General features: G+C 70.2%; 22 protein-coding genes and 1 riboswitch. Of the genes, 12 read left to right on the top strand and 10 right to left on the bottom strand.

Features of this window, described 5'->3' with window-relative positions:
* The first annotated feature begins 74 nt into the window (after positions 1–74).
* A complete protein-coding gene (locus ACFWBN_RS06375; protein ID WP_385171417.1) occupies positions 75–1,040 on the top strand; it encodes a diacylglycerol/lipid kinase family protein in 966 nt (321 codons plus the stop codon).
* 320 nt (positions 1,041–1,360) lie between these two features.
* The gene (locus ACFWBN_RS06370) at positions 1,361–1,618 is read left to right on the top strand and encodes a WhiB family transcriptional regulator (protein ID WP_004937597.1); all 258 of its coding nucleotides are present in this window, start codon (positions 1,361–1,363) and stop codon (positions 1,616–1,618) included.
* A gap of 168 nt (positions 1,619–1,786) precedes the next feature.
* On the opposite strand, the gene ACFWBN_RS06365 is transcribed toward ACFWBN_RS06370, so the two are convergent.
* On the bottom strand, positions 1,787–3,256 hold the full coding sequence (locus tag ACFWBN_RS06365) for a sensor histidine kinase (RefSeq protein WP_385171865.1): 1,470 nt from the start codon (positions 3,254–3,256) through the stop codon (positions 1,787–1,789).
* 395 nt (positions 3,257–3,651) lie between these two features.
* Positions 3,652–4,245 (bottom strand): TetR/AcrR family transcriptional regulator, encoded by a 594-nt coding sequence (locus ACFWBN_RS06360; RefSeq protein WP_385171412.1) that lies wholly within the window; start codon positions 4,243–4,245, stop codon positions 3,652–3,654.
* 85 nt (positions 4,246–4,330) lie between these two features.
* On the opposite strand from ACFWBN_RS06360, the gene ACFWBN_RS06355 reads away from it, so the two are divergent.
* Positions 4,331–5,092, top strand: coding sequence for an SDR family oxidoreductase (locus tag ACFWBN_RS06355; RefSeq protein WP_385171409.1), 762 nt, complete (start codon positions 4,331–4,333; stop codon positions 5,090–5,092).
* 131 nt (positions 5,093–5,223) lie between these two features.
* A complete protein-coding gene (gene nagB, locus ACFWBN_RS06350) occupies positions 5,224–6,009 on the top strand; it encodes a glucosamine-6-phosphate deaminase (protein WP_385171406.1) in 786 nt (261 codons plus the stop codon).
* Positions 6,010–6,216: 207 nt separating this feature from the next.
* Here nagB and ACFWBN_RS06345 read toward each other — a convergent pair whose 3' ends face one another.
* From ACFWBN_RS06345 to ACFWBN_RS06330, 4 genes are all read right to left on the bottom strand, one after another.
* Positions 6,217–7,698 (bottom strand): glycoside hydrolase family 3 protein, encoded by a 1,482-nt coding sequence (locus ACFWBN_RS06345; RefSeq protein ID WP_385171403.1) that lies wholly within the window; start codon positions 7,696–7,698, stop codon positions 6,217–6,219.
* A 7-nt stretch (positions 7,699–7,705) separates the two neighbouring features.
* Positions 7,706–8,542, bottom strand: a complete 837-nt coding sequence (locus ACFWBN_RS06340; protein WP_385171863.1) for a carbohydrate ABC transporter permease — start codon at positions 8,540–8,542, stop codon at positions 7,706–7,708.
* A gap of 41 nt (positions 8,543–8,583) precedes the next feature.
* Positions 8,584–9,603: a carbohydrate ABC transporter permease gene (locus ACFWBN_RS06335; protein ID WP_385171399.1), complete on the bottom strand. Its 1,020-nt coding sequence runs from the start codon at positions 9,601–9,603 to the stop codon at positions 8,584–8,586.
* Positions 9,604–9,733: 130 nt separating this feature from the next.
* Positions 9,734–11,020, bottom strand: a complete 1,287-nt coding sequence (locus ACFWBN_RS06330) for an extracellular solute-binding protein (RefSeq protein ID WP_385171396.1) — start codon at positions 11,018–11,020, stop codon at positions 9,734–9,736.
* 291 nt (positions 11,021–11,311) lie between these two features.
* Here ACFWBN_RS06330 and ACFWBN_RS06325 point away from each other — a divergent pair, with 291 nt between their 5' ends.
* The 3 genes from ACFWBN_RS06325 to ACFWBN_RS06315 all read left to right on the top strand — a co-directional run bounded on the left by ACFWBN_RS06325 (position 11,312) and on the right by ACFWBN_RS06315 (position 14,612).
* The gene (locus tag ACFWBN_RS06325; protein ID WP_069921883.1) at positions 11,312–12,076 is read left to right on the top strand and encodes a GntR family transcriptional regulator; all 765 of its coding nucleotides are present in this window, start codon (positions 11,312–11,314) and stop codon (positions 12,074–12,076) included.
* 104 nt (positions 12,077–12,180) lie between these two features.
* A complete protein-coding gene (locus ACFWBN_RS06320) occupies positions 12,181–14,418 on the top strand; it encodes a carbon starvation CstA family protein (protein WP_385171394.1) in 2,238 nt (745 codons plus the stop codon).
* Complete coding sequence (locus ACFWBN_RS06315; protein ID WP_385171391.1) at positions 14,418–14,612, top strand: YbdD/YjiX family protein; 195 nt, start codon at positions 14,418–14,420, stop codon at positions 14,610–14,612. The genes ACFWBN_RS06320 and ACFWBN_RS06315 overlap by 1 nt, the downstream gene beginning before the upstream one ends.
* 45 nt (positions 14,613–14,657) lie before the next feature.
* Here the strand turns inward: ACFWBN_RS06315 and ACFWBN_RS06310 are convergent, their stop codons facing one another.
* Positions 14,658–15,242: a Uma2 family endonuclease gene (locus tag ACFWBN_RS06310; protein WP_385171859.1), complete on the bottom strand. Its 585-nt coding sequence runs from the start codon at positions 15,240–15,242 to the stop codon at positions 14,658–14,660.
* 78 nt (positions 15,243–15,320) lie between these two features.
* Here ACFWBN_RS06310 and ACFWBN_RS06305 point away from each other — a divergent pair, with 78 nt between their 5' ends.
* From ACFWBN_RS06305 to ACFWBN_RS06295, 3 genes are all read left to right on the top strand, one after another.
* A complete protein-coding gene (locus ACFWBN_RS06305; protein WP_385171388.1) occupies positions 15,321–15,818 on the top strand; it encodes a GNAT family N-acetyltransferase in 498 nt (165 codons plus the stop codon).
* Between the two features lie 41 nt (positions 15,819–15,859).
* A riboswitch (cobalamin riboswitch) is annotated at positions 15,860–15,994 on the top strand.
* A 136-nt stretch (positions 15,995–16,130) separates the two neighbouring features.
* On the top strand, positions 16,131–18,530 hold the full coding sequence (locus ACFWBN_RS06300) for a ribonucleoside-diphosphate reductase subunit alpha (protein WP_385171385.1): 2,400 nt from the start codon (positions 16,131–16,133) through the stop codon (positions 18,528–18,530).
* On the top strand, positions 18,530–19,546 hold the full coding sequence (locus ACFWBN_RS06295) for a ribonucleotide-diphosphate reductase subunit beta (protein WP_385171382.1): 1,017 nt from the start codon (positions 18,530–18,532) through the stop codon (positions 19,544–19,546). The genes ACFWBN_RS06300 and ACFWBN_RS06295 overlap by 1 nt, the downstream gene beginning before the upstream one ends.
* 75 nt (positions 19,547–19,621) lie before the next feature.
* Here the strand turns inward: ACFWBN_RS06295 and ACFWBN_RS06290 are convergent, their stop codons facing one another.
* Positions 19,622–19,831, bottom strand: coding sequence for a hypothetical protein (locus ACFWBN_RS06290; RefSeq protein ID WP_385171379.1), 210 nt, complete (start codon positions 19,829–19,831; stop codon positions 19,622–19,624).
* A gap of 81 nt (positions 19,832–19,912) precedes the next feature.
* Here ACFWBN_RS06290 and ACFWBN_RS06285 point away from each other — a divergent pair, with 81 nt between their 5' ends.
* Positions 19,913–20,881 (top strand): helix-turn-helix domain-containing protein, encoded by a 969-nt coding sequence (locus ACFWBN_RS06285; protein ID WP_385171377.1) that lies wholly within the window; start codon positions 19,913–19,915, stop codon positions 20,879–20,881.
* A gap of 148 nt (positions 20,882–21,029) precedes the next feature.
* On the top strand, positions 21,030–21,248 hold the full coding sequence (locus ACFWBN_RS06280) for a 5'-nucleotidase (RefSeq protein WP_385171374.1): 219 nt from the start codon (positions 21,030–21,032) through the stop codon (positions 21,246–21,248).
* A gap of 80 nt (positions 21,249–21,328) precedes the next feature.
* Here the strand turns inward: ACFWBN_RS06280 and def are convergent, their stop codons facing one another.
* Complete coding sequence (gene def, locus ACFWBN_RS06275) at positions 21,329–21,973, bottom strand: peptide deformylase (RefSeq protein WP_385171372.1); 645 nt, start codon at positions 21,971–21,973, stop codon at positions 21,329–21,331.
* Positions 21,974–22,055: 82 nt separating this feature from the next.
* Positions 22,056–23,060, bottom strand: a complete 1,005-nt coding sequence (locus ACFWBN_RS06270; RefSeq protein WP_385171369.1) for a tetratricopeptide repeat protein — start codon at positions 23,058–23,060, stop codon at positions 22,056–22,058.
* Positions 23,061–23,156 lie beyond the last annotated feature (96 nt).

The raw sequence follows: 23,156 nt of genomic DNA, 5'->3' as shown, positions 1-23,156 counted from the left end.
GCCCCGGGCCGGGTGGGGACGGGCAGCAGGGTCGGCGGTCGAAGCTCATGGACGGGCTGGGTAGTCTGGCGCTCATGCGTGCACTTCTCGTGGCCAACCCAGCAGCGACGACCACCAGTGCGCGCACGCGCGACGTCCTGACCCACGCCCTGGCCAGCGAAATGAAGCTGGAGGCGGTGACCACCGAGTACCGGGGGCACGCCAGGGACCTGGGCCGCAAGGCCGCGCACGAGGGGCTGGATCTCGTCGTCGCCCTGGGCGGTGACGGCACGGTCAACGAGGTGGTCAACGGGCTGCTGCACAACGGGCCCGATCCGGAGCGGCTGCCCCGGCTGGCGGTGGTTCCCGGCGGCTCCACCAATGTCTTCGCCCGCGCGCTCGGACTGCCCAACGACTCGGTCGAGGCGACCGGCGCCCTGCTGGACGCGCTGCGGGAGCGGCGCGAGCGGACGGTGGGCCTGGGGCTGGCGGCCGGCACCCCGGGTACGGAGGACGAGTCGGTTCCGGCGCGCTGGTTCACCTTCTGCGCGGGCTTCGGTTTCGACGCGGGCGTGGTGGGGCGGGTCGAACAGCAGCGCGAACGCGGCAAGCGTTCGACGCATGCCCTGTACGTACGACAGCTCATGCGCCAGTTCTGGGAGGAGCCGAACCGCCGGCACGGCACGGTGACGCTGGAGCGCCCCGGAGCGGATCCGGTGACGGACCTGGTGCTGTCGATAGTCTGCAATACCTCGCCCTGGACATACCTGGGCAATCGTCCGCTGTACGCCTCCCCGGAGGCGTCGTTCGATACTGCGCTTGACGTATTGGCACTGGACCGTTTGTCAACTCCGGCGGTCGCGCGGTACGCGACACAGCTCCTGACCTCGACTCCTGAGCGGGGTCCGCACGGCAAGCACGCGGTGTCTCTGCACGATCTGACCGACTTCACCTTGCATTCGAAGGTTCCACTTCCCTTCCAGATGGACGGCGACCACCTCGGTCTGCGCACCAGCGTTCGGTTCACAGGCGTTCGCCGTGCACTGCGTGTGATTGTGTGAGTAGAAGAGCCCAAAGTCCTTTCACTCGAACGTTTACACGCTGGTCCACCCTCACGATGTAGGGCTGTGACCTAGTAGACACCGACGAATCAAAAAAAACTTTCCGGAAGGGGTTGTATCCCCGTCCGAGGTTTGCGAATCTCTACATGGCGATCGGGACAGCCCGCAGAACCCGGCACCCACTCAGATCGCCAGAACCCCCCAACGAATCTTGGACCCCGCACCGGGCAACTGGGCGTCGGCCCTTCCCTCACGGGGGGATTCGTGAAAGCGTTCACATTCACAAGCAACGTGCATGTCACACAAGAGAGGTAGCAGCCATGGACTGGCGTCACAACGCCGTTTGTCGTGAGGAAGACCCCGAGCTGTTCTTCCCCATCGGCAACACCGGTCCTGCGCTGCTGCAGATCGAGGAAGCCAAGGCCGTCTGCCGCCGCTGCCCCGTCATGGAGCAGTGCCTGCAGTGGGCGCTCGAGTCCGGTCAGGACTCCGGCGTCTGGGGCGGTCTCAGCGAGGACGAGCGCCGCGCCATGAAGCGCCGCGCCGCTCGCAATCGGGCGCGTAACGCCACCGCCTGACATCGACTTTCGAGCCTCGAGCCGCAGCGCGTAGTAACCGTATAAGCGCTCAGCAACGTGCTCTTGAGCCCCGGACCGAGAACCTTCGGTCCGGGGCTCAGTGCTGTGCGGGGTGCGGTCCGGCCACCGGGCCGTCACGCTGAGTGAGGCCGGGCCGTACGGCCGGGGCTACTTCTGCGGGCTCGACGGTATGTCGAGGACGACCTTGGTGCCGCGCGGCTCCGCCCGGACCATGTCGAAGGTGCCGCCGAGCTCGCCCTCCACGAGGGTCCGTACGATCTGCAGTCCGAGATTGCCGGCCCGCTGGGGGTCGAACCCCTCGGGCAGTCCCCTGCCGTCGTCGAGCACGGTGATCAGCAGCCGCCCGTCCGCGCGGCCGGTGCCGGAGCGGATCGCGGAGACCTCCACGGTGCCGCGCTCCCCCTGGGTGAAGGCGTGCTCCAGGGCGTTCTGCAGGATCTCGGTCAGCACCATCGACAGCGGGGTGGCGACCTCGGCGTCCAGGATCCCGAACCGTCCGGTGCGCCGGCAGTCGACCCTGCCCGGGGAGATCTCCGAGACCATCGCGATCACGCGGTCGGCGATCTCGTCGAACTCGACGCGCTCATCCAGGTTCTGAGACAGCGTCTCGTGCACGATCGCGATCGAACCGACCCGGCGCACGGCCTCGTTCAGTGCCTCGCGGCCCTGCGGCGAATCCATCCTGCGGGCCTGGAGCCGCAGCAGGGCGGCCACCGTCTGGAGGTTGTTCTTGACCCGGTGGTGGATCTCCCGGATCGTCGCGTCCTTGGTGATGAGTTCGCGTTCGCGACGGCGCAGTTCGGTGACGTCGCGGCAGAGCACCAGGGAGCCGATCCGGGTCCCCTTCGGCTTCAGCGGGATGGCGCGCAGCTGGATGACCCCGCCGTTGCCCTCGACCTCGGTCTCCCTCGGGGCCCAGCCGCTGGCGAGCTTGACCAGGGCCTCGTCCACCGGGCCGCGCGAGGGCGCGAGTTCGGTGGTGGTGTCGCCGAGGTGCTGGCCGACCAGGTCGGAGGCGAGGCCGAGCCGGTGGTAGGCGGAGAGCGCGTTCGGGGAGGCGTAGGTGACCACGCCGTCGGCGTCGAGCCGGATCAGGCCGTCGCCGACGCGCGGGGAGGCGTCCATGTCGACCTGCTGGCCGGGGAACGGGAAGGAGCCCGCGGCGATCATCTGGGCCAGGTCGGAGGCGGACTGGAGGTAGGTCAGCTCCAGCCGGCTCGGTGTACGCACAGTGAGCAGGTTGGTGTTGCGGGCGATCACGCCCAGGACCCGGCCCTCGCGGCGGACGGGGATCGACTCGACGCGGACCGGCACCTCCTCCCGCCACTCAGGGTCACCTTCGCGCACGATCCGGCCCTCGTCGAGCGCGGCGTCGAGCAGCGGGCGCCGGCCGCGGGGCACCAGGTGGCCGACCATGTCGTCCTGGTACGAGGTGGGGCCGGTGTTCGGGCGCATCTGCGCGACCGAGACGTACCGGGTGCCGTCGAGGGTGGGCACCCACAGCACGAGGTCGGCGAAGGACAGGTCGGAGAGCAGCTGCCACTCCGAGACCAGCAGGTGGAGCCACTCCAGGTCGGTTTCACTGAGAGCGGTGTGCTGGCGTACGAGGTCGTTCATGGAGGGCACGTGGCGAGCGTACCCCGGGTACGCGTCATGACTTTCCCCACGGGATTACGCAGGAGTATCCAGGAGGCCCCCGGGCCGCGTACTGTTGGATGAACTGACGGGATTCAGGGCCCTGTCATTGGATGGACAGAACAGAATGGTCTAGTCCACAATTGATTCATACTTCCGCCCTCCCCGCACAGGAGGACGGATCGAGGTAAGCCGCGCACTCTGCCCTGACTGCGCCGGCGCCTCCCACCGGCCGCGGGAACCGCACACCCGCCGGCCGTAAGTACTCCGGGCTACGGTGCCGGACGGGCCGAGGGTCCCGTCGGGCACCGTGGCCCAGAGGAATCCACACGCGGAATCCACCCGCCGAATCCACCCGCGGCACGCATCCTCGGAACCTACGCGGGCCAGGCCAGCATCGCCCGTGCCGCGACCGCCTCCAGCTCCTCCCGCGTGGCCCCGTCCCGCGACTGCTGGGACATCCCCTGGAGCACCGCTCCCGCGTACCGTGCCAGCTCCCGCGCGTCCGTGTCCGCGGGCAGCGCGCCGGTGGCGATGTCCGCCCGGATCCGGCTCTCGAACATCGCGAGGCTCGCGGCGCGCCGCTCGCGCAGGGCCTCCGCCACCTCCGCCGAGGTGGTGTTGACGGCTGCGCTGATCACCATGCAGCCGGGCGGGTGGGCGGGGTCGGTGTAGATCTCGGCCGCCTCGTGCAGGACGCGCCGCACGGCCGCCTCGGCGGTGGGCTCCTCGGCCAGCGCCACGCTCGCGAAGTCCCCGTAGCGGCCCCCGTAGACCACCACGACCTCGTCGAAGAGCTTGCGCTTGTCGCCGAAGGCCGCGTAGAGGCTGGGCGCGCTGATGCCCAGGGTCGAGGTCAGGTCGGCGATGGACGTCGCCTCGTAGCCGCGCTCCCAGAAGGCCCGCATGGCCTTGTCCAGGGCGGCGTCGCGGTCGAAGGAGCGGGGTCTGCCACGCTGTCCGGTCACCATGCGCAGATTCTATAGCGGGCGTTACGGAATCTGGTACGGTCCCTTTCTGTAGCGACCACTAGCGAATTGCGAAGGGGGGCGCGTCATGGGCGTGCTCAAGGGGAAGACGGCACTGGTCACGGGCGGCAGCCGGGGCATCGGACGAGCCGTCGCGGAGCGGCTGGCGCGGGACGGGGCGCTGGTCGCGGTGCACTACGGCCGCAACGAGGCGGCGGCGAAGGAGACCGTGGCCGCGATCGAGACGGCCGGCGGGCGGGCCTTCGCGCTCGGGGCGGAGCTCGGGGTTCCGGGCGACGCGCGGGCCCTGTGGGCGGCGTACGAGGCCCATCCCGCACACACCGGGCACGTGGACATCCTGGTCAACAATGCGGGAGGGGCGGCCTTCGCCGGGATCGAGGACACCGACGAGGAGACGTACGACCGGGTTCACGCGCTCAACGCCAAGGCCGCGTTCTTCGTGATCCAGCAGGGGCTGGCCCGACTGCGCGACGGGGGCAGGATCGTCAACGTGACCGGCACCCCGGAGCTCGCCCTGCCCGCGATCCTGGCCACGATCATGACGAAGGGCGCGGTGAACGCACTGACCCGCTCCCTGTCCGCCGCGCTCGCCCCGCGCGGGATCACCGTGAACTCGGTGGGCCCCGGGATCATCGACACCGACCTGAACGCGGCCCTCCTCGCGGACCCCGCGACCCGGGCCCACCTGGCCTCCCGCTCGGTCTTCCACCGGATCGGCACGCCGGAGGAGGTCGCGGACGTGGTGGCCTTCCTGGCCTCGCCGGACTCCCGCTGGGTGACGGGCCAGCACCTGGACGCCACGGGCGGCCTCCAGCTCGCGCTGGCCTGACGCGGAGCCCTGGGAGGCCGGACGCGGGGATCCGGAACACCATGGAAAGGGGCGCGAAGCCGGGCACGGAAGGGCCCGCCTCTGCTAGATTGGTCTATACCACACCACCTCTCCAGATCGGCAGGCCCCGCGTGGAAGTTGTCATCGTCCCGGACGCCAAGGCAGGCGGCGAGCTCATCGCGGAGGCCATGGCCGCACTGGTCCGCCGCAAGCCCGACGCCCTGCTCGGCGTGGCGACCGGCTCTACCCCGCTGCCCATCTACGAGGCCCTGGCCGCCAAGGTGAAGGCGGGCGAGGTCGACGCCGCCAAGGCCCGCATCTGCCAGCTCGACGAGTACGTCGGCCTGCCGGCCGGACACCCCGAGTCCTACCGGGCCGTGGTGCTCCGCGAGGTCGTGGAGCCGCTCGGCCTGTCCGAGGCCTCCTTCATGGGCCCCGACGGCTCGGCCGAGGACATCGTCGGCGCGTGCGAGGCCTACGACCGCGCGCTCGCCGAGGCCGGCGGCGTCGACCTCCAGCTGCTGGGCATCGGCACGGACGGGCACATCGGCTTCAACGAGCCGTGTTCCTCCCTGGCCTCCCGCACCCGCATCAAGACGCTGACGGAGCAGACCCGCGTCGACAACGCGCGCTTCTTCGACAACGACATAGACCAGGTGCCGCACCACGTCATCACGCAGGGCATCGGCACCATCCTCGACGCCCGCCACCTGGTGCTCCTGGCCACCGGCGAGGGCAAGGCCGAGGCCGTCGCGCAGACGGTCGAGGGCCCGCTGTCCGCGCTGGTCCCGGCCTCCGCGCTGCAGATGCACCGGCACGCCACGGTCGTCGTGGACGAGGCGGCCGCCTCGAAGCTGAAGCTGGCGGACTACTTCCGCCACACGTACGCCAACAAGCCGGCCTGGCAGGGCCTGTAGCCGTACCGGTACGTCCCGAAGGGCCGGACTCCCGTGGAGGGAGCCCGGCCCTTCGGGCGTGCGGGCTGCCGCTGCGCGGGGCTTAATAAGCCTGCCCGGCGTTTGAGGGCACGGGCGCGAAGCGCACGTACGGGGTCTGGGGTGGAGCCCCAGGGAACGGTGGAAGGGCGGGTAGGGGACAGGCCCCGCGCAGCGGCAACCCCTGGGCTACGCCCCGGCGATGACCTCGGCGGCGGCCCGCCCGCAGACGCGGGACGCGCCGTGCGTGGCGATGTACAGCGAACCCCGCGGCGCAGCCATCGGGACGCCCATCTCGACGACCACCGTGTCCGGCCGCGCCGCGACCAGCGCGTCGACGGCCGCCGTCATCCACGGGTGCCGGTGCTCGTCGCGGACCACCGCGACGACCGTGCGGTCGCCCGCCGCCGCCAGGATGTCCGCGGCCGCGGCGCCCTCCGGGTAGACGCCGGCCTCCGTGCCCGGGAGCAGCGAGGCCAGTTCCGCCGCCACGCCCCACGGGGTCTCGTCCCCCACCGCGATGTTCGCGACGGGCGCGAGAGTGGCGACGTACGGGGCGTTGAGCGGCCGCGGCGAGCCGGTGACGGCGACGGCACGGCGGGCGGCGGTCAGGCCGATGCCGGACGCGCGGCTCCCCTCCGGCCGCGCGTCCGGACGGGCCCGGCTGGTCCACTCGGCGAGTGCGCGGACCCGGGCGGCCGCGTCGGCGAGGCGCTCCTCCGGGAGCGCGCCCTCCCGTACGGCCGCGACCAGCGCGTCGCGCAGCCGGAGCACGGTCTCCTCGTCGGCGAGACCGCCGCCGACGCAGATGGCGTCGGCGCCGGCCGCGATGGCCAGGACCGAGCCGCGCTCGATGCCGTACGTCCCGGCGATGGCGTTCATCTCCATGCCGTCGGTGACGATCAGGCCCTCGTAGCCGAGCTCCTTGCGCAGCAGACCGGTCAGGATCTGCGGGCTGAGGGTGGCCGGGCGCGTCGGGTCGAGGGAGGGCACGAGGATGTGCGCGCTCATCACGGCCTTGGTGCCGGCCGCGATGGCCGCCTTGAAGGGGACGAGCTCGCGGGCCTGGAGGGTGTCCAGGTCCACGTCGATGCGGGGCAGCGCGTGGTGCGAGTCGACGTTGGTGTCGCCGTGGCCCGGGAAGTGCTTGGTGCACGCGGCGACGCCGGCGGCCTGGAGGCCCTCGACGTAGGCGGCGGTGTGCCGGGCGGCGAGGTGGGTGTCGGCGCCGAAGGACCGTACGCCGATGACCGGGTTGTCCGGGTTGGAGTTGACGTCCGCGGAGGGGGCCCAGTTGAGGTTGACCCCGCATTCGGCGAGGCGCCGGCCCAGCTCGCGGGCCACGTCCCGGGTGAGGTCGGTGTCGTCGACGGCACCGAGGGCGAGGTTGCCGGGGAAGGACGAGCCGCCGCGGACCTCCAGGCGGGTGACGTCGCCGCCCTCCTCGTCGATGGCGACCAGGACGTCGTCGCGTTCGGTACGGAGCTGCGCGGTGAGCGCGGCGAGCTGCTCGGCCGAGGCGATGTTGCGGCCGAAGAGGCCGACGGCGGTGAGGCCCTGGCCGACCTGGCGGAGCAGCCAGGCGGGGGCGGTGGTGCCCTCGAAGCCGGGCTGGAGAACCGCCAGGGCGTCGCGGGTGACCGTATCTACCCTGTGCGCAAGGACAGTCATGGTGCCGTTATCCCTTCACGGCGCCGGCGGTCATGCCGCCGACAGCCTTGCGCTGGAGGAAGATGAAGATCAGCAGGACCGGGACCGCGAAGAGCGAGGAGGCGGCCATGGTGGCGCCCCAGTCGTTGCCGAAGGCGGTCATGAACTCGGTCAGCCACAGCGGGAGGGTCTGCGCGGTCTTGTCCTTGTTCAGGATCAGGACCATCGCGAACTCGTTCCAGGCGGTGATGAAGCCGAAGAGCGAGGTGGACATCAGGCCGGGGGCCAGCAGGGGGAAGATCACCTTGCGGAAGGCCTGGCCGCGGGTGCAGCCGTCGATCTGGGCGGCCTCCTCCAGGGTCACCGGGACGGCGGCGATGAAGCCGCGCAGGGTCCAGATGGTGAAGGGGAGGATCATCACGAAGTAGATCGCGGTGAGGAGCGGGAGGCTGTTCAGCATCTCGCTGTCGCGGGCGATCATGTACATCGCGATGACCATGACCTCCCAGGGGGCCATCTGGGCCATCATCACGGTGAGTACGAGGCCCTTGCGGCCCTTGAACTTCATGCGGGCGATGGCGAAGCTCGCGGCGAGGGCGACGAGCAGGGCCAGCAGGACGGCGCCGACGGTGACCAGGACGCTGTTGGTGACGTACGTCCAGAAGTTGGAGACCCCGGTGGCCTTGGTGAAGTTGTCCAGCGTCGGGGTGAAGAAGAAGACCGGGTCCTTGGTGAGCATCTGGTCGGCCGGCTTGAGGGCCGAGGCGAACATCCAGTAGACCGGGAAGACGAAGACTGCGGCCAGCAGGAGCGCGCCGAGGTTCTTGGCGACGGTCCCGGGGCGCAGCGGCCGGCGGGTGCGCAGCTGCTGCGCGGGCTTCGGGGCGTTCGGGGCGGAGGTCGTGCTCACTGCTCCTCCTCCTGCTTCAGGATCAGGCGGAAGTAGAAGGACATGACGATCACGAGGATCAGGATCGTCAGGACGGAGATCGCGGCGGCGAGGCCGTAGTGGGCCTGGCTCTGGCCCTCGACGTAGGCGAAGACCGGGAGGATCTCGGAGGCGCGGTCGGGGCCGCCCTTGTTCATCGCGTAGACCTGGGTGAAGGCCTTGAAGACCCAGATCACCTCGAGGAACGTGGTGATGAGGAAGAAGGGCTTGAGGTTCGGGAAGACGATCTTCCAGAAGGTCTGCCAGCCGTTGGCGCCGTCCATCCGGGCGGCCTCGTACAGCTCGGCGCCGACCGTGGTCAGACCGGCGTACATGTTGAGGGCGACGAAGGGGATGGAGCCCCAGACCACCAGGATCGTGACGATCACGAGGGTGGAGAGGCCGGTCTCCATCCAGTTGTGCTGGTCGTAGCCGGAGAAGCCGGCCGTGCGCATCACCCAGTTCATGACGCCGAACTGCTCGTCGAACAGCCACTTGAAGACCTGCACCGAGGCGACGATCGGCATGGCCCAGGCCATCACGAGGGCCATCGACAGGACCAGGCGCATCTTCTTGCCGAGGCGGTTGAGCAGGATGCCGATGAGGCTGCCGAGCACCATGATCAGCACGACGTTGGCGGCGGTGAAGGCGAAGCTGCGGACCACGACGGTCCAGAACTTCGCATCGCCCAGCAGCTCGGTGTAGTTGGCGAATCCGGCGAACGGGTACTTCCGCTGGATGAACTCGATCTTGTTGATGTCCTGGAAGGACAGGATCACGTTCTTGATCAGTGGGTACAGCAGGAGGGTCGCGAGGCTGAGCACCGCGGGCCCGACCAGCAGGTAGGGCAGCCACCCCGAGGGGAGCGACTTTCTGCCCCCGCGAGGAGACGTATGGCCGGCGCCGACTGGAGTGGCGGGCACCTTCGGCCGTCCGGCGGACTTCTGTGGTGCGTCCTCTGGAGCGCTGGTCGCCACTCCCTGGGAATGCACGGTCATGTCTTGGCTTCCTCGCGGTTGACTGTGGAGTCAAATGCGCGACCGGGGGCGCGGCGGGCGGCTGGGCGCCTGCCGCACCCCCCGGTGCGTTCACACTGCTGGGTCGTGCGGGTACTGCGGGGTGGGGCCGTTACTTGTTGATGCGGTTCGCGATTTCCTTGTCCGCGTCCGCGCCCGCCTTGGCGGCGTCCTCACCCTTCAGGACCTTGGTCATGAACTCCTTGATCGGGTTGGGCTCGGTCTCGACGTTCGCCCATCCCGCGGTGACCGGGGTGATCTTGCCGTTGGCGCCGGCCTTGGCCATCGCCTCGGCGAAGGAGCCCGGGGCCGGGGCGAAGTTCGCGCCGGCCTGGTTCGGGAGCAGCGCGCCCTTGGTCTCGGCGGCGTACTTGGTCATCTGGTCCTTGCCGGCGGCGAGGGCCAGCCACTCCTTGGCGAGCTCCTTGTTCTTGGAGCGCTCGGCCACGGCGAGGTTCGAGCCGCCGAGGAAGACGGTGCCGGGCTTGTCGGCGGTCTTGCCCGGGATCGGGAAGTAGCCGAAGTCGGCTTCCTTGCCCGCGTCCTTCAGGGCCTTCTCCGCTCCGCCGGCCTCCCAGCCGAGACCGATCCAGGAGGCGACGCCGCCCTTGGGGACGATGTCGGTGGACTGCTGCGGGGTGGCCTCGTCCTTGTCCTTGGGGGCGGTGGAGAAGGACTGGAGCTTCTTGTAGAAGTCCATGGCGGAGGCGGCCTGCGGGGTGCTCAGCTGGCCCTTCCACTTGCCGCCGTCCTTGACGGCGAGGTCGCCGCCCTCGTCCCAGATGAAGCCGGCGAGGACGTACCAGCTCTGGCCGGGGAGGTAGATCGGCTGCGAGGCCGGGTCGGCCGCCTTCAGCTTCTCCAGGCCGGCCACCCACTCGTCACGGGTCGTCGGCGGGGTGACGCCGGCCTTCGCGAAGGCCTTCTTGTCGTAGACGACCACGCGGTTGGCGGCGTACCAGGGGGCGGAGTAGAGCTTGCCGTCGATCTCGGACGACGCCATCATGCCCTTGGACCAGGCGTCCGCGCCGAGCTTGGCCTTGTCCCCCGTCAGGTCGGCGAGGCCGCCGGTGACCGCGTAGCCGGCGGTCTGGGTGTTGCCGAGCTCAAGAACGTCCGGCGGGGTGTTCTCGGAGAGGGCCGTGGTGACCTTCTCCTGGATGCCCGTCCACTTCTGCTCCTCGACCTTGACCGTGACACCGGGGTGCTTGGCCGAGAACTCCTTGTTGACTTCGTCGAGCCAGGCCTTCGGTGCGGAGCCGTCCATCACCCAGACGGTGATCTCCTTGGCGCCACCCGACGCGTCGGCCTTCGGCTTGTCGTCGCCGCCGTTGCCGCATGCCGCGACTCCGACCATCATGCCCACGACACCGACCGCCGCAATGAGCTTGCGCTTCACGCCACCCTCCTCAGGGATGCTGCCTGCAACTTCCCTCGCCCGCCGCGGTGACGTACGTACCAAGTACTGCCGTGGGGCCGGGATCTGATCCATATTGGTTTAGACCAGTAGCTGGAGCTTGGCCTAGACCTTTGGGGGTGTCAAGGGTCTAATGAGCGGGTGCTCGGTCCGTTATCGGACCGACACCTGGACAGAGAGAAGGCCTGTCCCCCCGTACGTGTCACGATGTGACCGCACATATCGGAGGAGCCGGTGACGGCAGCGAAACTGGAGTCGGGAAGGCGGGCGGCGATGGCCACCGAAGGGGCGATCACGGAGCCGGAAGGCGGGGCAGCCACTCGCACGGCGCGCGTACCCAAGTACTACCGACTCAAGCGGCACTTGCTCGACATGACCGAGACACTGCCGCCCGGCACCCCGGTGCCGCCGGAGCGCACGCTCGCGGCCGAATTCGACACCTCTCGGACCACCGTCCGCCAGGCGCTCCAGGAGCTCGTCGTCGAGGGCCGGCTGGAACGGATCCAGGGCAAGGGCACCTTCGTCGCCAAGCCCAAGGTCTCCCAGGCGCTCCAACTCACCTCGTACACCGAGGACATGCGGGCCCAGGGGCTGGAGCCGACCTCCCAGCTGCTCGACATCGGCTACGTGACGGCCGACGACACCCTCGCCGGGCTGCTGAAGATCACCACCGGCGGGCGGGTCCTGCGCATCGAGCGGCTGCGTCTGGCCAGCGGCGAGCCGATGGCCATCGAGACCACCCATCTTTCGGCCAAGCGCTTCCCTGCCCTGCGCCGTTCGCTGGTCAAGTACACCTCCCTCTACACGGCCCTCGCCGAGGTCTACGACGTCCACCTGGCCGAGGCCGAGGAGACGATCGAGACCTCCCTCGCCACCCCGCGCGAGGCCGGCCTGCTCGGCACCGACGTCGGCCTGCCGATGCTGATGCTCTCCCGGCACTCGCTGGACGCCGACGGGGAACCGGTGGAGTGGGTGCGGTCGGTGTACCGCGGGGACCGGTACAAGTTCGTCGCCAGGCTCAAGCGCCCCGCAGTCTGAACAGCCCCGTCCGCATACCGGAATACGGACGGGGTCTTACGCTGACCGGGCAATCCCCCGTAGATTCCCTGCGCTTACGCAGATGATCGACGAGGGGACGAGCCATGACGAAACCGGATTCAACCGGAACAGAACGGGACGCGGCGAGTCCGGGCACCACGCCGGACTCGCCTTCTCTGACGTCCTCGACCTCCCCGAAGTCCATCGCCGTGTGGGTGCTCGTCGGACTCGTCGGGGCCATCGGCTGGGGCGTCCTGGCCCTCTCGCGCGGCGAGGAGATCTCGGCCGCCTGGCTGCTCGCGGCCGCGCTGGGCTCGTACGCCATCGGCTACCGCTTCTACGCGCGCTTCATCGCCCACCGCGTCCTGAAGGTGGACAAGACCCGGGCCACCCCCGCCGAACGCCTTGACAACGGTGTCGACTTCCATCCCACCGACCGGCGGGTGCTTTTCGGCCACCACTTCGCGGCCGTCGCCGGCGCCGGCCCGCTCGTCGGGCCCGTGCTCGCCGCCCAGATGGGCTACCTGCCGGGCACCATCTGGATCGTGGCCGGCGTGATCTTCGCGGGCGCCGTCCAGGACATGGTCACGCTGTTCTTCTCCACCCGCCGCGACGGGCGCTCGCTCGGCCAGATGGCGCGGGACGAGATCGGCCCCGTGGGCGGGGCCGCCGCCCTGGTCGCCGTGTTCGCCATCATGATCATCCTGCTGGCGGTGCTGGCGCTGGTCATCGTGAACGCGCTCGCGCACTCCCCGTGGGGCGTCTTCTCCATCGGCATGACCATCCCGATCGCCCTCTTCATGGGCTTCTACCTCCGCGTGCTGCGGCCGGGCCGGGTCACCGAGGTCTCCGTGATAGGCGTCGCGCTGCTGCTGCTCGCCATCGTCGCGGGCGGCTGGGTCGCCGAGTCCTCCCTCGCCGACACCTTCACCCTGGAGAAGGAGACGCTGGTCGTCTGGATGATCGCGTACGGCTTCGTCGCGTCGGTGCTGCCGGTGTGGATGCTGCTCGCGCCCCGCGACTACCTCTCCACCTTCATGAAGGTCGGCACCATCGCGCTCCTCGCCGTGGGCGTGGTCATCGCGATGCCGACCCTGAAGATGCCCGCGGTCACCGACTTCGCGACCCGCGGCGACGGCCCGGTCTTCGCCGGCTCGATGTTCCCGTTCGTCTTCATCACCATCGCGTGCGGCGCCCTGTCCGGCTTCCACTCGCTGGTCTCCTCGGGCACCACCCCGAAGATGATCCAGAAGGAGACCCAGGTCCGGGTCATCGGCTACGGCGCCATGCTGACCGAGTCCTTCGTGGCCATCATGGCGATGATCGCGGCCTGCATCATCGAGCCCGGCCTCTTCTTCGCGGTCAACTCCCCCGGCGGCGTCATCGGCACCACGGTCGAGACCGCCTCGCAGGCCGTGACGAACTTCGGCTTCGCGATCAGCCCGGAGGCGCTCGCGCAGGCCGCGAAGGACGTGGAGGAGACCAGCCTGCTGTCCCGTACGGGCGGCGCGCCGACCTTCGCACTCGGAATGTCGGAGATCTTCTCGGCCGTCATCGGCGGCGCCGGCATGAAGGCCTTCTGGTACCACTTCGCCATCATGTTCGAGGCGCTGTTCATCCTGACGACGGTCGACGCGGGCACCCGCGTCGGGCGGTTCATGCTCCAGGACACCCTCGGCAACGTGCACAAGTCCTTCAGGAACGTCAGCTGGAAGCCGGGCGTCTGGCTGGCGAGCGCCATCGTCGTCGGCGGCTGGGGCTACTTCCTGTGGGTCGGCATCAAGGACCCGCTGGGCGGCATCAACCAGCTCTTCCCGCTGTTCGGCATCGCGAACCAGCTGCTCGCGGCGGTGGCCCTGGCCGTCTGCACCACGCTGCTGGTCAAGTCCGGCCGGCTGAAGTGGGCCTGGGTGACGGGTGTTCCGCTGGCGTGGGACGTGGCCGTCACGCTCACCGCGAGCTACCAGAAGATCTTCTCGGAGGACGTGAAGGTCGGCTTCTTCGCGCAGCGCGACAAGTACCAGAGCGGGATCGACGCCGGGAAGGTACTGCCGCCCGCGAAGAACATGGACGACATGCACACCGTGGTCACCAACGCCACGGTGGACGGCGCGCTGTCCGCGCTGTTCGCGATCCTGATCATCATCGTGCTGGCGGACGCGGCCCGGACCTGCTTCAAGGCCATCGGCAGCCCGGAGTCCGTGAAGCTCTCCGAGGTCCCGTGGACCGAGTCGAAGATCATCGCCCCGGCCGGGCTGATCCCGACCGCCGAGGAGAAGGCGGAGCTCACCGCGGCCGGCCTCGACTCGGGCGGCGGCCGCGCGAAGGAGCCGGTGGCCTGATGAGCCTGCGCGGCACGCTGGCGAGGGCCCGGTTCTACCTACGGGAGTTCTCGGGCGAGGCGGCCTACGACCGGTACGTCGCCCACGCCCGCTCCCACGACCCGGACGCGGAGGTCCCGAGCCGCCGGGAGTTCGAACGCGCCCGCACGGACGCCCGCGAGGCGGATCCCCGCGAGGGCTTCCGCTGCTGCTGAGCGCATACGAAGGGCCCCGCCGCCCGGCGGGGCCCTTCGGCGTGCTCAGCGCACCCAGTCTTTGAGGGGCTCGGTCTGGAGGGTGATGCCGACGGGGTCGGGGAGCTTGACTTCCTTACCGAAAGGAACGGTGCGCACGGTCTCGTAACGGCCGCCATCCGGGTCGCTGTGGACGAGAACCTGGCACTTGAGCCGGTCGATGAGCAGGTAGACGGGGATACCGGTCTCCGCGTAAGCGCGCGGCTTCTCGACCCGGTCGCGCTGTTCGGTGTCGGAGTCCCACGAGGTCACCTCGACGGCCATCAGGATCGGGCCCGGATCCACCCAGTCACCCTGTCCGACGAACGCGTCCTCGTGCGCCAGAACCCCGTCCGGAATGGCACGACCCTCCCGGTAGTGTTCCGCCTTGATCCCCTGCCCTGGGTGCAGCCAGAAGTCCGGGTGGTGCTGCATACAGATCCGGGTCAGCCACAGAATGATCCGCCCGTGGTCCCCGTCCGGCATGGCCTTGCTCCTCAGTACCCCACCGATGAATTCCAGTCGCAGCCCTTCTTCCTCGCGGGCGGCTATACGGGCCAGGTGCTCGAAGGACTCGGTCGACAGGTGGGGATGTTCGGTCATGACGGCCATGCCTCGCTCGCCTTCCTCGACGGTGCTGTATCCGACGATAGCGCCGGGCACCGACACCCGTCCGGCACACTCGACCGCATGGACATGGTGATCAGGGCGGTGCGGGCCGCCGAGTACGCGGAGCTGGGCGAGATCACGGCGCAGGCCTACCTCGCCGACGGGCATCTGGACTTCAACGAGGACGACCACTACCTGAACGTGCTGCGGGACGTGGCGGGGCGGGCCGCCGAGGCCGAGGTGCTCGTCGCCGAGCAGGACGGCCGGATCCTGGGCGGCGTCACCTTCGCCGCGCCCGGGAGTCCGCTCTGCGATATCGCCGGGCCGGACGAGGCCGAGTTCCGGATGCTCGCCGTGGCCCGGGAGGGGCGCGGCCGGGGCGCCGGCGAGGCCCTGGTGCGGGCGTGCATCGACCGGGCTCGGGCCGTCGAGGGCGTCACCGCGATCGTGCTGTCCACCCAGCGCAGCATGGCCGGCGCCCACCGGATCTACGCGCGGCTGGGCTTCGTACGCACTCCCGAGCGGGACTGGGCCCCGATCGAAGGCCTGACCCTGCTGACGTATCGGCTCGCGCTGTAGCCACGCCGACACTACATGTGGGGGGTCGCGCATCAACGGCCCCCCACATGTATGCTCATGGCTGCTGTCGCCGCAGGGGAATCCGGTGTGAATCCGGAACTGTCCCGCAACGGTATGAAGTACACCCATTGGTGTACGCGCAAGTCCGAAGACCTGCCGACAGCGCGCCCGGCTCGACCGAACCGGGTGCCGATACGTCCGGGCCTCGCGGTTGGGCCGGTGGACGCCATGCGGTGTACGCGTTCCTGCCACGCCCGCATGCGCCCGCTCGCGCCCCGCCGACGGCCGGCCGAGCGAGGGAGAGCTCCCGCCGTGACCATCGCGCCTTCCGCACCGCGCGCCGAGTCCACTTCTGGCGACAACACCGAGGGCCCGGGGGCCACGCTGCTGCGTACCCTCACCGAGCTGACGGCCGACCTCCCCGACACCGACCCCGGCCGGGTCGCCGCCGCCGCGCTGCGCGGCCGCAGCGCGGCCGCCGACGAGGCCGAGCTGCGCGGGCTCGCCACGGAGGCCGCCGCCGGGCTGATCTCCGAGGACCCGGCGTACTCCCGGCTCGCCGCCCGCCTGCTGACGCTGGCCGTGCGCGACGAGGCCGTCGGCCAGGGCTCCACCTCCTTCTCCGCCTCGGTCGAGGTCGGCCACCGCGAAGGGCTCATCGCCGACCGCACGGCCGAGTTCGTACGGACCCACGCGGCCCGCCTGGACTCGCTGGTGGAGCACACCCTCGCCGAGGGCGCGGACGACCGGTTCGGCTTCTTCGGCCTGCGCACCCTGCACAGTCGCTACCTGCTGCGCCACCCCATCACCCGCCAGGTCATCGAGACCCCGCAGTACTTCATGCTGCGCGTGGCCTGCGGCCTCGCCGAGGACGACAGCATCGCGGCCGTCGAGGAAGTGGCCTCGCTGTACCGGCTGATGAGCCGCCTCGACTACCTGCCGTCGTCCCCCACGCTCTTCAACTCCGGCACCCGGCACCCGCAGATGTCCTCCTGCTACCTGCTGGACTCCCCGCTGGACGAGCTCGACTCGATCTACGACCGCTACCACCAGGTCGCGCGCCTGTCGAAGCACGCCGGCGGCATCGGCCTCTCGTACTCCCGCATCCGCGCCCGCGGTTCGCTGATCCGCGGTACGAACGGCCACTCCAACGGCATCGTGCCGTTCCTGAAGACCCTCGACGCCTCCGTCGCCGCCGTGAACCAGGGCGGGCGCCGCAAGGGCGCCGCCGCCGTCTACCTGGAGACCTGGCACGCGGACATCGAGGAGTTCCTGGAGCTCCGCGACAACACCGGTGAGGACCAGCGCCGTACGCACAACCTGAACCTGGCGCACTGGGTGCCGGACGAGTTCATGCGCCGCGTGAACGCGGACGCCGACTGGTCGCTGTTCTCCCCGGCCGACGTGCCCGAGCTGGTCGACCTGTGGGGCGACGAGTTCGACGCCGCCTACCGCAAGGCCGAGGAGTCGGGCCTGGCCCGCAAGACCATGCCGGCCCGCGACCTGTACGGCCGGATGATGCGCACCCTCGCGCAGACCGGCCAGGGCTGGATGACCTTCAAGGACGCCTCCAACCGCACGGCGAACCAGACCGCCGAGCCGGGCACGGTCGTCCACTCCTCCAACCTCTGCACCGAGATCATCGAGGTCACCAACGACGGCGAGACGGCCGTCTGCAACCTCGGCTCGGTCAACCTGGGCGCGTTCGTCATCGACACGGCGGACGGTCGCGAGATCGACTGGGAGCGGATCGACGAGACCGTCCGCACCGCGGTCACGTTCCTCGACCGCGTGGTGGACATCAACTTCTACCCGACCGAGCAGGCGGGCCGTTCCAACGCCCGCTGGCGGCCGGTGGGCCTGGGCGCCATGGGCCTCCAGGACGTCTTCTTCAAGCTGAAGCTGCCCTTCGACTCCCCCGAGGCGAAGGCCCTGTCCACCAAGCTCTCCGAGCGCATCATGCTGGCCGCCTACGAGGCCTCCTGCGACCTCGCCGAGCGCAGCGGCCCGCTGCCGGCCTGGGGGCAGACCCGCACCGCGCGCGGCGTCCTGCACCCGGACCACTACGACGTCGAGCTGAACTGGCCGGAGCGCTGGGACGCGCTGCGCGCCCGGGTCGCGAAGACCGGCATGCGCAACTCGCTGCTGCTGGCCATCGCCCCGACGGCGACGATCGCCTCGATCGCGGGCGTGTACGAGTGCATCGAGCCGCAGGTCTCCAACCTCTTCAAGCGCGAGACGCTGAGCGGCGAGTTCCTCCAGGTCAACGGCTACCTGGTGGAAGAGCTGAAGCAGCTCGGCGTGTGGGACGCGCAGACCCGCGAGGCGCTGCGCGAGTCCTCCGGCTCGGTCCAGGGCTTCGGCTGGATCCCGGCCGAGGTCCGCGAGCTGTACCGCACGGCGTGGGAGATCCCGCAGCGCGGCCTGATCGACATGGCGGCTGCCCGTACGCCGTTCCTGGACCAGTCGCAGTCGCTGAACCTGTTCCTGGAGACGCCCACCATCGGCAAGCTCAGCTCGATGTACGCGTACGCCTGGAAGCAGGGCCTGAAGACCACGTACTACCTGCGCTCGCGCCCCGCGACGAAGATCGCCCGCGCCGCGTCCGGCTCCGCCGTCCCGGCGGCCGCCACACCGCTCCCGCAGGCCGTCGACGCCGACGCGCTGGCCTGCTCCCTTGAGAACCCCGAGTCCTGCGAGGCCTGCCAGTAATGAGCTCCAACGACAAGAAGAACCTGCTCGACCCGGGCTTCGAGCTGACTCTCCGACCCATGCGCTACCCGGACTTCTACGAGCGCTACCGGGACGCGATCAAGAACACCTGGACGGTCGAGGAGGTCGACCTCCACTCGGACGTCGCCGACCTCGCGAAGCTGACGCCGGCCGAGCAGCACATGATCGGCCGCCTGGTCGCGTTCTTCGCGACGGGCGACTCGATCGTGTCGAACAACCTGGTGCTGACGCTCTACAAGCACATCAACTCCCCTGAGGCGCGCCTGTACCTGTCGCGCCAGCTGTTCGAGGAGGCCGTGCACGTCCAGTTCTATCTGACGCTGCTCGACACCTACCTGCCCAACCCGGACGACCGCGCGGCCGCCTTCGACGCGGTCGAGGAGATCCCCTCCATCCGCGAGAAGGCGCAGTTCTGCTTCAAGTGGATGGACTCGGTCGAGAAGATCGACCGGCTGGAGACGAAGGCCGACCGCCGCCGCTTCCTGCTGAACCTGATCTGCTTCGCGGCGTGCATCGAGGGGCTGTTCTTCTACGGCGCCTTCGCCTACGTGTACTGGTTCCGCTCGCGCGGTCTGCTGCACGGCCTGGCCACCGGCACCAACTGGGTGTTCCGCGACGAGACCATGCACATGAACTTCGCCTTCGAGGTCGTGGACACGGTCCGCAAGGAGGAGCCGGAGCTCTTCGACGACGCGCTCCAGCAGCAGGTCACCGACATGCTGAAGGAGGCCGTGGAGGCGGAGCTGCAGTTCGGCCGCGACCTGTGCGGTGACGGCCTGCCGGGCATGAACACCGAGTCGATGCGCGAGTACCTGGAGTGCGTCGCGGACCAGCGCCTGGTCCGTCTCGGGTTCCCGCCGGTGTACGGCTCGCAGAACCCGTTCTCCTTCATGGAGCTGCAGGGCGTCCAGGAGCTGACGAACTTCTTCGAGCGCCGTCCGTCGGCCTACCAGGTCGCGGTCGAGGGCACGGTCGACCTGGACGAGGACTTCTAGTCGGGGCGACGGCGCGGAGCGTCTGCTGATCGCGGGCCCGGCGGGTGAGGAGATCACCTGCCGGGCCTTCGTCGTTCACTTGCCGGGCGCGTGGCGCAGGGCGATACGGGCCGCACGGGGGCGGGGCTGCGGGCGCCGGTGGCCGTGGCGGATGAGCTGCTCGCGCTGCTGGGCTGCGCGGATCTGGCGGTCGATCCTGCGGTCGCGGACGATCCCGTAGAGCGCCGGGGCGAGCAGCAGGGCGGCGACGGCGAGGACGGCGAGGTAGTTCAGGAAGCTGTTCATGACTCCACTCTCGTCGGGGCGACCAACATCAAACAGTGGCAGGACTGTCACGAAGGAGCGAATTACTGCCACACTGGAGTCATGCTGACCAATGTGGCGGTGGCGCTCGTCGACGGAGTGGCGCCCTTCGAGTTCGGAATCTTCTGCGAGGTCTTCGGGATCGACCGCAGCGAGCACGGCCTGCCGGTGTACGACTTCGCCGTGTGCGCGGCCGAGGAAGGCCCCCTGACCATGGCCGACGTCGGCTTCGCCGTCGCTCCCACGCACGGCCTGGAGCGGCTGGAGGAGGCGGACCTGATCTGCGTGCCCGCCGACCGGCAGGCGCCCACGCGGCAGTACCCCGAGTCCTACCTCGATGCCCTGCGCCGGGCCGTGGACCGGGGCGCGCGGGTGCTCAGCGTGTGCAGCGGCGCCTTCGTGCTCGGCGCGGCGGGGCTGCTGGACGGCCGGCGCTGCACCACCCACTGGATGCACGCCCCGGCCCTGGCCCGGCGCTTCCCGCGGGCGCTGGTCGATCCGGACGTGCTGTACGTCGACGAGGGCCAGGTGATCACCTCGGCCGGCACCGCCTCCGGCATCGACGCCTGCCTGCACGTGGTCCGCCAGGAGCACGGGGCCGAGGTGGCCAACACCATCGCGCGGCGGATGGTCGTACCGCCGCACCGGGACGGCGGGCAGGCCCAGTTCATCCAGCGCCCCCTCCCCCGCACGGCCTGCGACACGGTGGGCGAGGTGATCGGCTGGATGGCCCGCCACCTGGAGGACGAGATCACCGTCGAGCAGCTGGCGGAGCGTGCGCACATGTCCCCGCGCACCTTCGCCCGGCGCTTCCTCCAGGAGACCGGAACCACCCCCTACCAGTGGGTGCTGCGCCAGCGGGTGATGCTGGCCCAGGAGCTGCTGGAGTCCACCGACGAGACGGTCGACGCGATCGCCGGCCGCAGCGGCTTCGGGAACGCGGCGGCGCTGCGCCACCACTTCCTGCGCACCATCGGCACCACTCCGAATTCCTTCAGGCGCACCTTCCGCGGGCCGCGGGCCGTGGCCTGAGCGGCACCCACTGGCCGAGAACCGTAGAACACTTGACCCAAACCAACCCCCTCCGTAGTCGAGTGGTGTCGTACCGTGATGACGCCCGGCCTGACCGCGCCGCACAGCGTCCGGCCGGACACCTCTCACACAGCCCAGGGGGGCCTGTATGTCCCGCATCTCCCGCATCGCCACCGCCGCCGTTTTCGCCGTTCTCCTCGTCGGTGGTGCGGCCGCCACTGCCTCGGCGGACTCCGGCTGGGGCGCCGCACCGGCCGACCTCGGCCGGAACGCCAAGCCCGCCGACAGCGGCTGGGGCTCGGCGCCGGCCGACAGCGGCTGGGGCTCGGCGCCGGCCGACAGCGGCTGGGGCTCGGGGTCCAAGTAGTCCGAGCTGCGCCGCACGGCCGAAGGGCCCCGCTCCGATCCCGGAGCGGGGCCCTTCGTTGCGTCGCGTGGCGCGGGAGATCAGGCGTTCGGGACCGTCTCGTAGCGCGGGGTGCCCTCTTCCATCTGCCGCAGGGCGTCCTTGCGGTCCCGCTTCGAGAGCCGGTCGATGTACAGGTAGCCGTACAGGTGGTCCGTCTCGTGCTGGAGGCAGCGCGCGAAGTAGCCGGTGCCGCGCACCTTGATCGCGTTGCCCTGCGCGTCCTGGCCCTCGACCTCGGCGTAGTCCGGGCGGGCCAGCGAGGCGTAGGCGGTGGGGACCGACAGGCAGCCCTCGTTGGAGTCGTCCAGGACCCGCGCGCCCGCCGGCAGCTCGACCAGCTTCGGGTTGACCACGACACCGGTGTGCCGCACGCCGTCGTCGTCCGGGCAGTCGTAGACGAAGACCTTCGCGTCCACGCCGATCTGGTTCGCGGCCAGGCCCACGCCCTCGGCGGCCTTCTGGCTGGCGAACATGTCGTCGATCAGCTGGGCCAGCTCGGCGCCGAACTCGGTGACGTCCTTGCACTCGCGGTGCAGGACCGGGTTGCCGACGACGGTGATCGGGCGGGCGGTGCCGCGCTCACGGTGGGCGAGCTCGCGCTCCGCACAGTCCTCCGTGTCCACGACGTACCCGTCGTTCACGACCTCCACAACGCCGACTACCTCGTTCTCCTGCTGCGACATGTCCGCCGTACGCCTTCCGTAAGTCCAAGTCACCGGTGGTCGCCAATGGCCACCGATGTGCCCGTACAGCCTACGGCCCGGGTCAGCAGACTTCTTCGAGATCCCGCCACTCCCGGCTGTCCGGGCTGTCCGCGACCCATCCGTCGAGCAGCCCGCGCACCAGACCGGCCGGCGCCGCGATGCCGCACTCGCGCTCCGGCACCCACAGGGAGCCGGCCGTGCGGTGCCCCAGCGGTCCCGGATGCCCCGGCTCGCTGTGGTCGTGCGGGTCCAGGTGCTCCCCGTCGCCCTCGTCGCTCGGCATCTCGCTCTCCGAGCAGGTCCGGCACAGCAGCCGCACCGACGAGGACCAGTCCTCGGCGGCGAAGCCCGCGTCCGAGGCCAGCTGCTCCAGCGCGTCGCGGTCCGCCTCGGTGGCCGCCTCCAGCAGCACCACCCAGGTCGGCACCGGGGAGGGCGCCCACAGCTCGATCTCGTCGAAGACGGGGTACGAGGGGCCGGCCGCGGTGATCCGCTCGCCGTGCGGGACCCCGTCGTGGAGCACGACCTCGCCCCAGCGCCGCCCCGAGGAGGGCAGCGGGATCGACAGGACCTCCAGCCGCGCCGGGTCCAGCCTGCGGCCCCAGACCACCTCGGCCTCGCCCTCGGGCGACAGCCGTACGGCCGCGCTGCCGAGCTCCATGCCGACCGGCTCGCCACTGGGTTTCCCGTTGCTGCCGCCCGCGCCGTGCGGGTCTCCGGGCACCTTCAGCCCGTACGCCTGCCAGGCCCGCCGGGCCAGCGGCCAGTCCTGGAGCGCGGTCGCGGCGATCCCCACGTTCCACCAGTCCGGGGCGCCGGTCTCCCGGTCCAGCAGGGCCACGGCGCGCAGCCCGGCGGCCCGCGCCTGCTCCCAGTCGTGCCGGAACTTGTGGAGCAGGGCCAGATTGAACCAGGACTCGGACAGCCAGGGCTCCAGGTCCGCCGCTCTGGTCAGGAGCGCGCCCGCGTCCTCGTACCGCCCGTCGCCGATCAGCGTGAACGCGCGGTCGGTGGCCTGCCGCCACGAAGCGGAGGGCCGATGCCGTACCTTCCCGAAGATCCTCACGATTCCCGCCTGCCTGGGGGCACCTCCCAGCGGTGGCTGGGGGATAACGGTGCAGCCTTGCGGACACTCCTACGGTCCCTCTTACTGGCATCCAAC

The sequence above is a fragment of the Streptomyces sp. NPDC059989 genome (assembly GCF_042736975.1).
In the GTDB taxonomy this organism is placed as follows: domain Bacteria; phylum Actinomycetota; class Actinomycetes; order Streptomycetales; family Streptomycetaceae; genus Streptomyces.
The sequence above is the reverse complement of the archived record's forward strand: the minus strand, read 5'-3'. Positions and strand labels throughout refer to the sequence as shown.

What these genes read in the sequence shown, in the direction of transcription:
- ACFWBN_RS06375 (WP_385171417.1), top strand. Translation starts at nt 75, where the DNA reads ATGCGTGCACTTCTCGTGGCCAACCCAGCAGCGACGACCACCAGTGCG.
- ACFWBN_RS06370 (WP_004937597.1), top strand. Translation starts at nt 1,361, where the DNA reads ATGGACTGGCGTCACAACGCCGTTTGTCGTGAGGAAGACCCCGAGCTG.
- ACFWBN_RS06365 (WP_385171865.1), bottom strand. Translation starts at nt 3,256, where the DNA reads ATGAACGACCTCGTACGCCAGCACACCGCTCTCAGTGAAACCGACCTG.
- ACFWBN_RS06360 (WP_385171412.1), bottom strand. Translation starts at nt 4,245, where the DNA reads ATGGTGACCGGACAGCGTGGCAGACCCCGCTCCTTCGACCGCGACGCC.
- ACFWBN_RS06355 (WP_385171409.1), top strand. Translation starts at nt 4,331, where the DNA reads ATGGGCGTGCTCAAGGGGAAGACGGCACTGGTCACGGGCGGCAGCCGG.
- ACFWBN_RS06345 (WP_385171403.1), bottom strand. Translation starts at nt 7,698, where the DNA reads ATGACTGTCCTTGCGCACAGGGTAGATACGGTCACCCGCGACGCCCTG.
- ACFWBN_RS06335 (WP_385171399.1), bottom strand. Translation starts at nt 9,603, where the DNA reads ATGACCGTGCATTCCCAGGGAGTGGCGACCAGCGCTCCAGAGGACGCA.
- ACFWBN_RS06325 (WP_069921883.1), top strand. Translation starts at nt 11,312, where the DNA reads ATGGCCACCGAAGGGGCGATCACGGAGCCGGAAGGCGGGGCAGCCACT.
- ACFWBN_RS06320 (WP_385171394.1), top strand. Translation starts at nt 12,181, where the DNA reads ATGACGAAACCGGATTCAACCGGAACAGAACGGGACGCGGCGAGTCCG.
- ACFWBN_RS06315 (WP_385171391.1), top strand. Translation starts at nt 14,418, where the DNA reads ATGAGCCTGCGCGGCACGCTGGCGAGGGCCCGGTTCTACCTACGGGAG.
- ACFWBN_RS06310 (WP_385171859.1), bottom strand. Translation starts at nt 15,242, where the DNA reads ATGGCCGTCATGACCGAACATCCCCACCTGTCGACCGAGTCCTTCGAG.
- ACFWBN_RS06305 (WP_385171388.1), top strand. Translation starts at nt 15,321, where the DNA reads ATGGACATGGTGATCAGGGCGGTGCGGGCCGCCGAGTACGCGGAGCTG.
- ACFWBN_RS06295 (WP_385171382.1), top strand. Translation starts at nt 18,530, where the DNA reads ATGAGCTCCAACGACAAGAAGAACCTGCTCGACCCGGGCTTCGAGCTG.
- ACFWBN_RS06290 (WP_385171379.1), bottom strand. Translation starts at nt 19,831, where the DNA reads ATGAACAGCTTCCTGAACTACCTCGCCGTCCTCGCCGTCGCCGCCCTG.
- ACFWBN_RS06285 (WP_385171377.1), top strand. Translation starts at nt 19,913, where the DNA reads ATGCTGACCAATGTGGCGGTGGCGCTCGTCGACGGAGTGGCGCCCTTC.
- ACFWBN_RS06280 (WP_385171374.1), top strand. Translation starts at nt 21,030, where the DNA reads ATGTCCCGCATCTCCCGCATCGCCACCGCCGCCGTTTTCGCCGTTCTC.
- def (WP_385171372.1), bottom strand. Translation starts at nt 21,973, where the DNA reads ATGTCGCAGCAGGAGAACGAGGTAGTCGGCGTTGTGGAGGTCGTGAAC.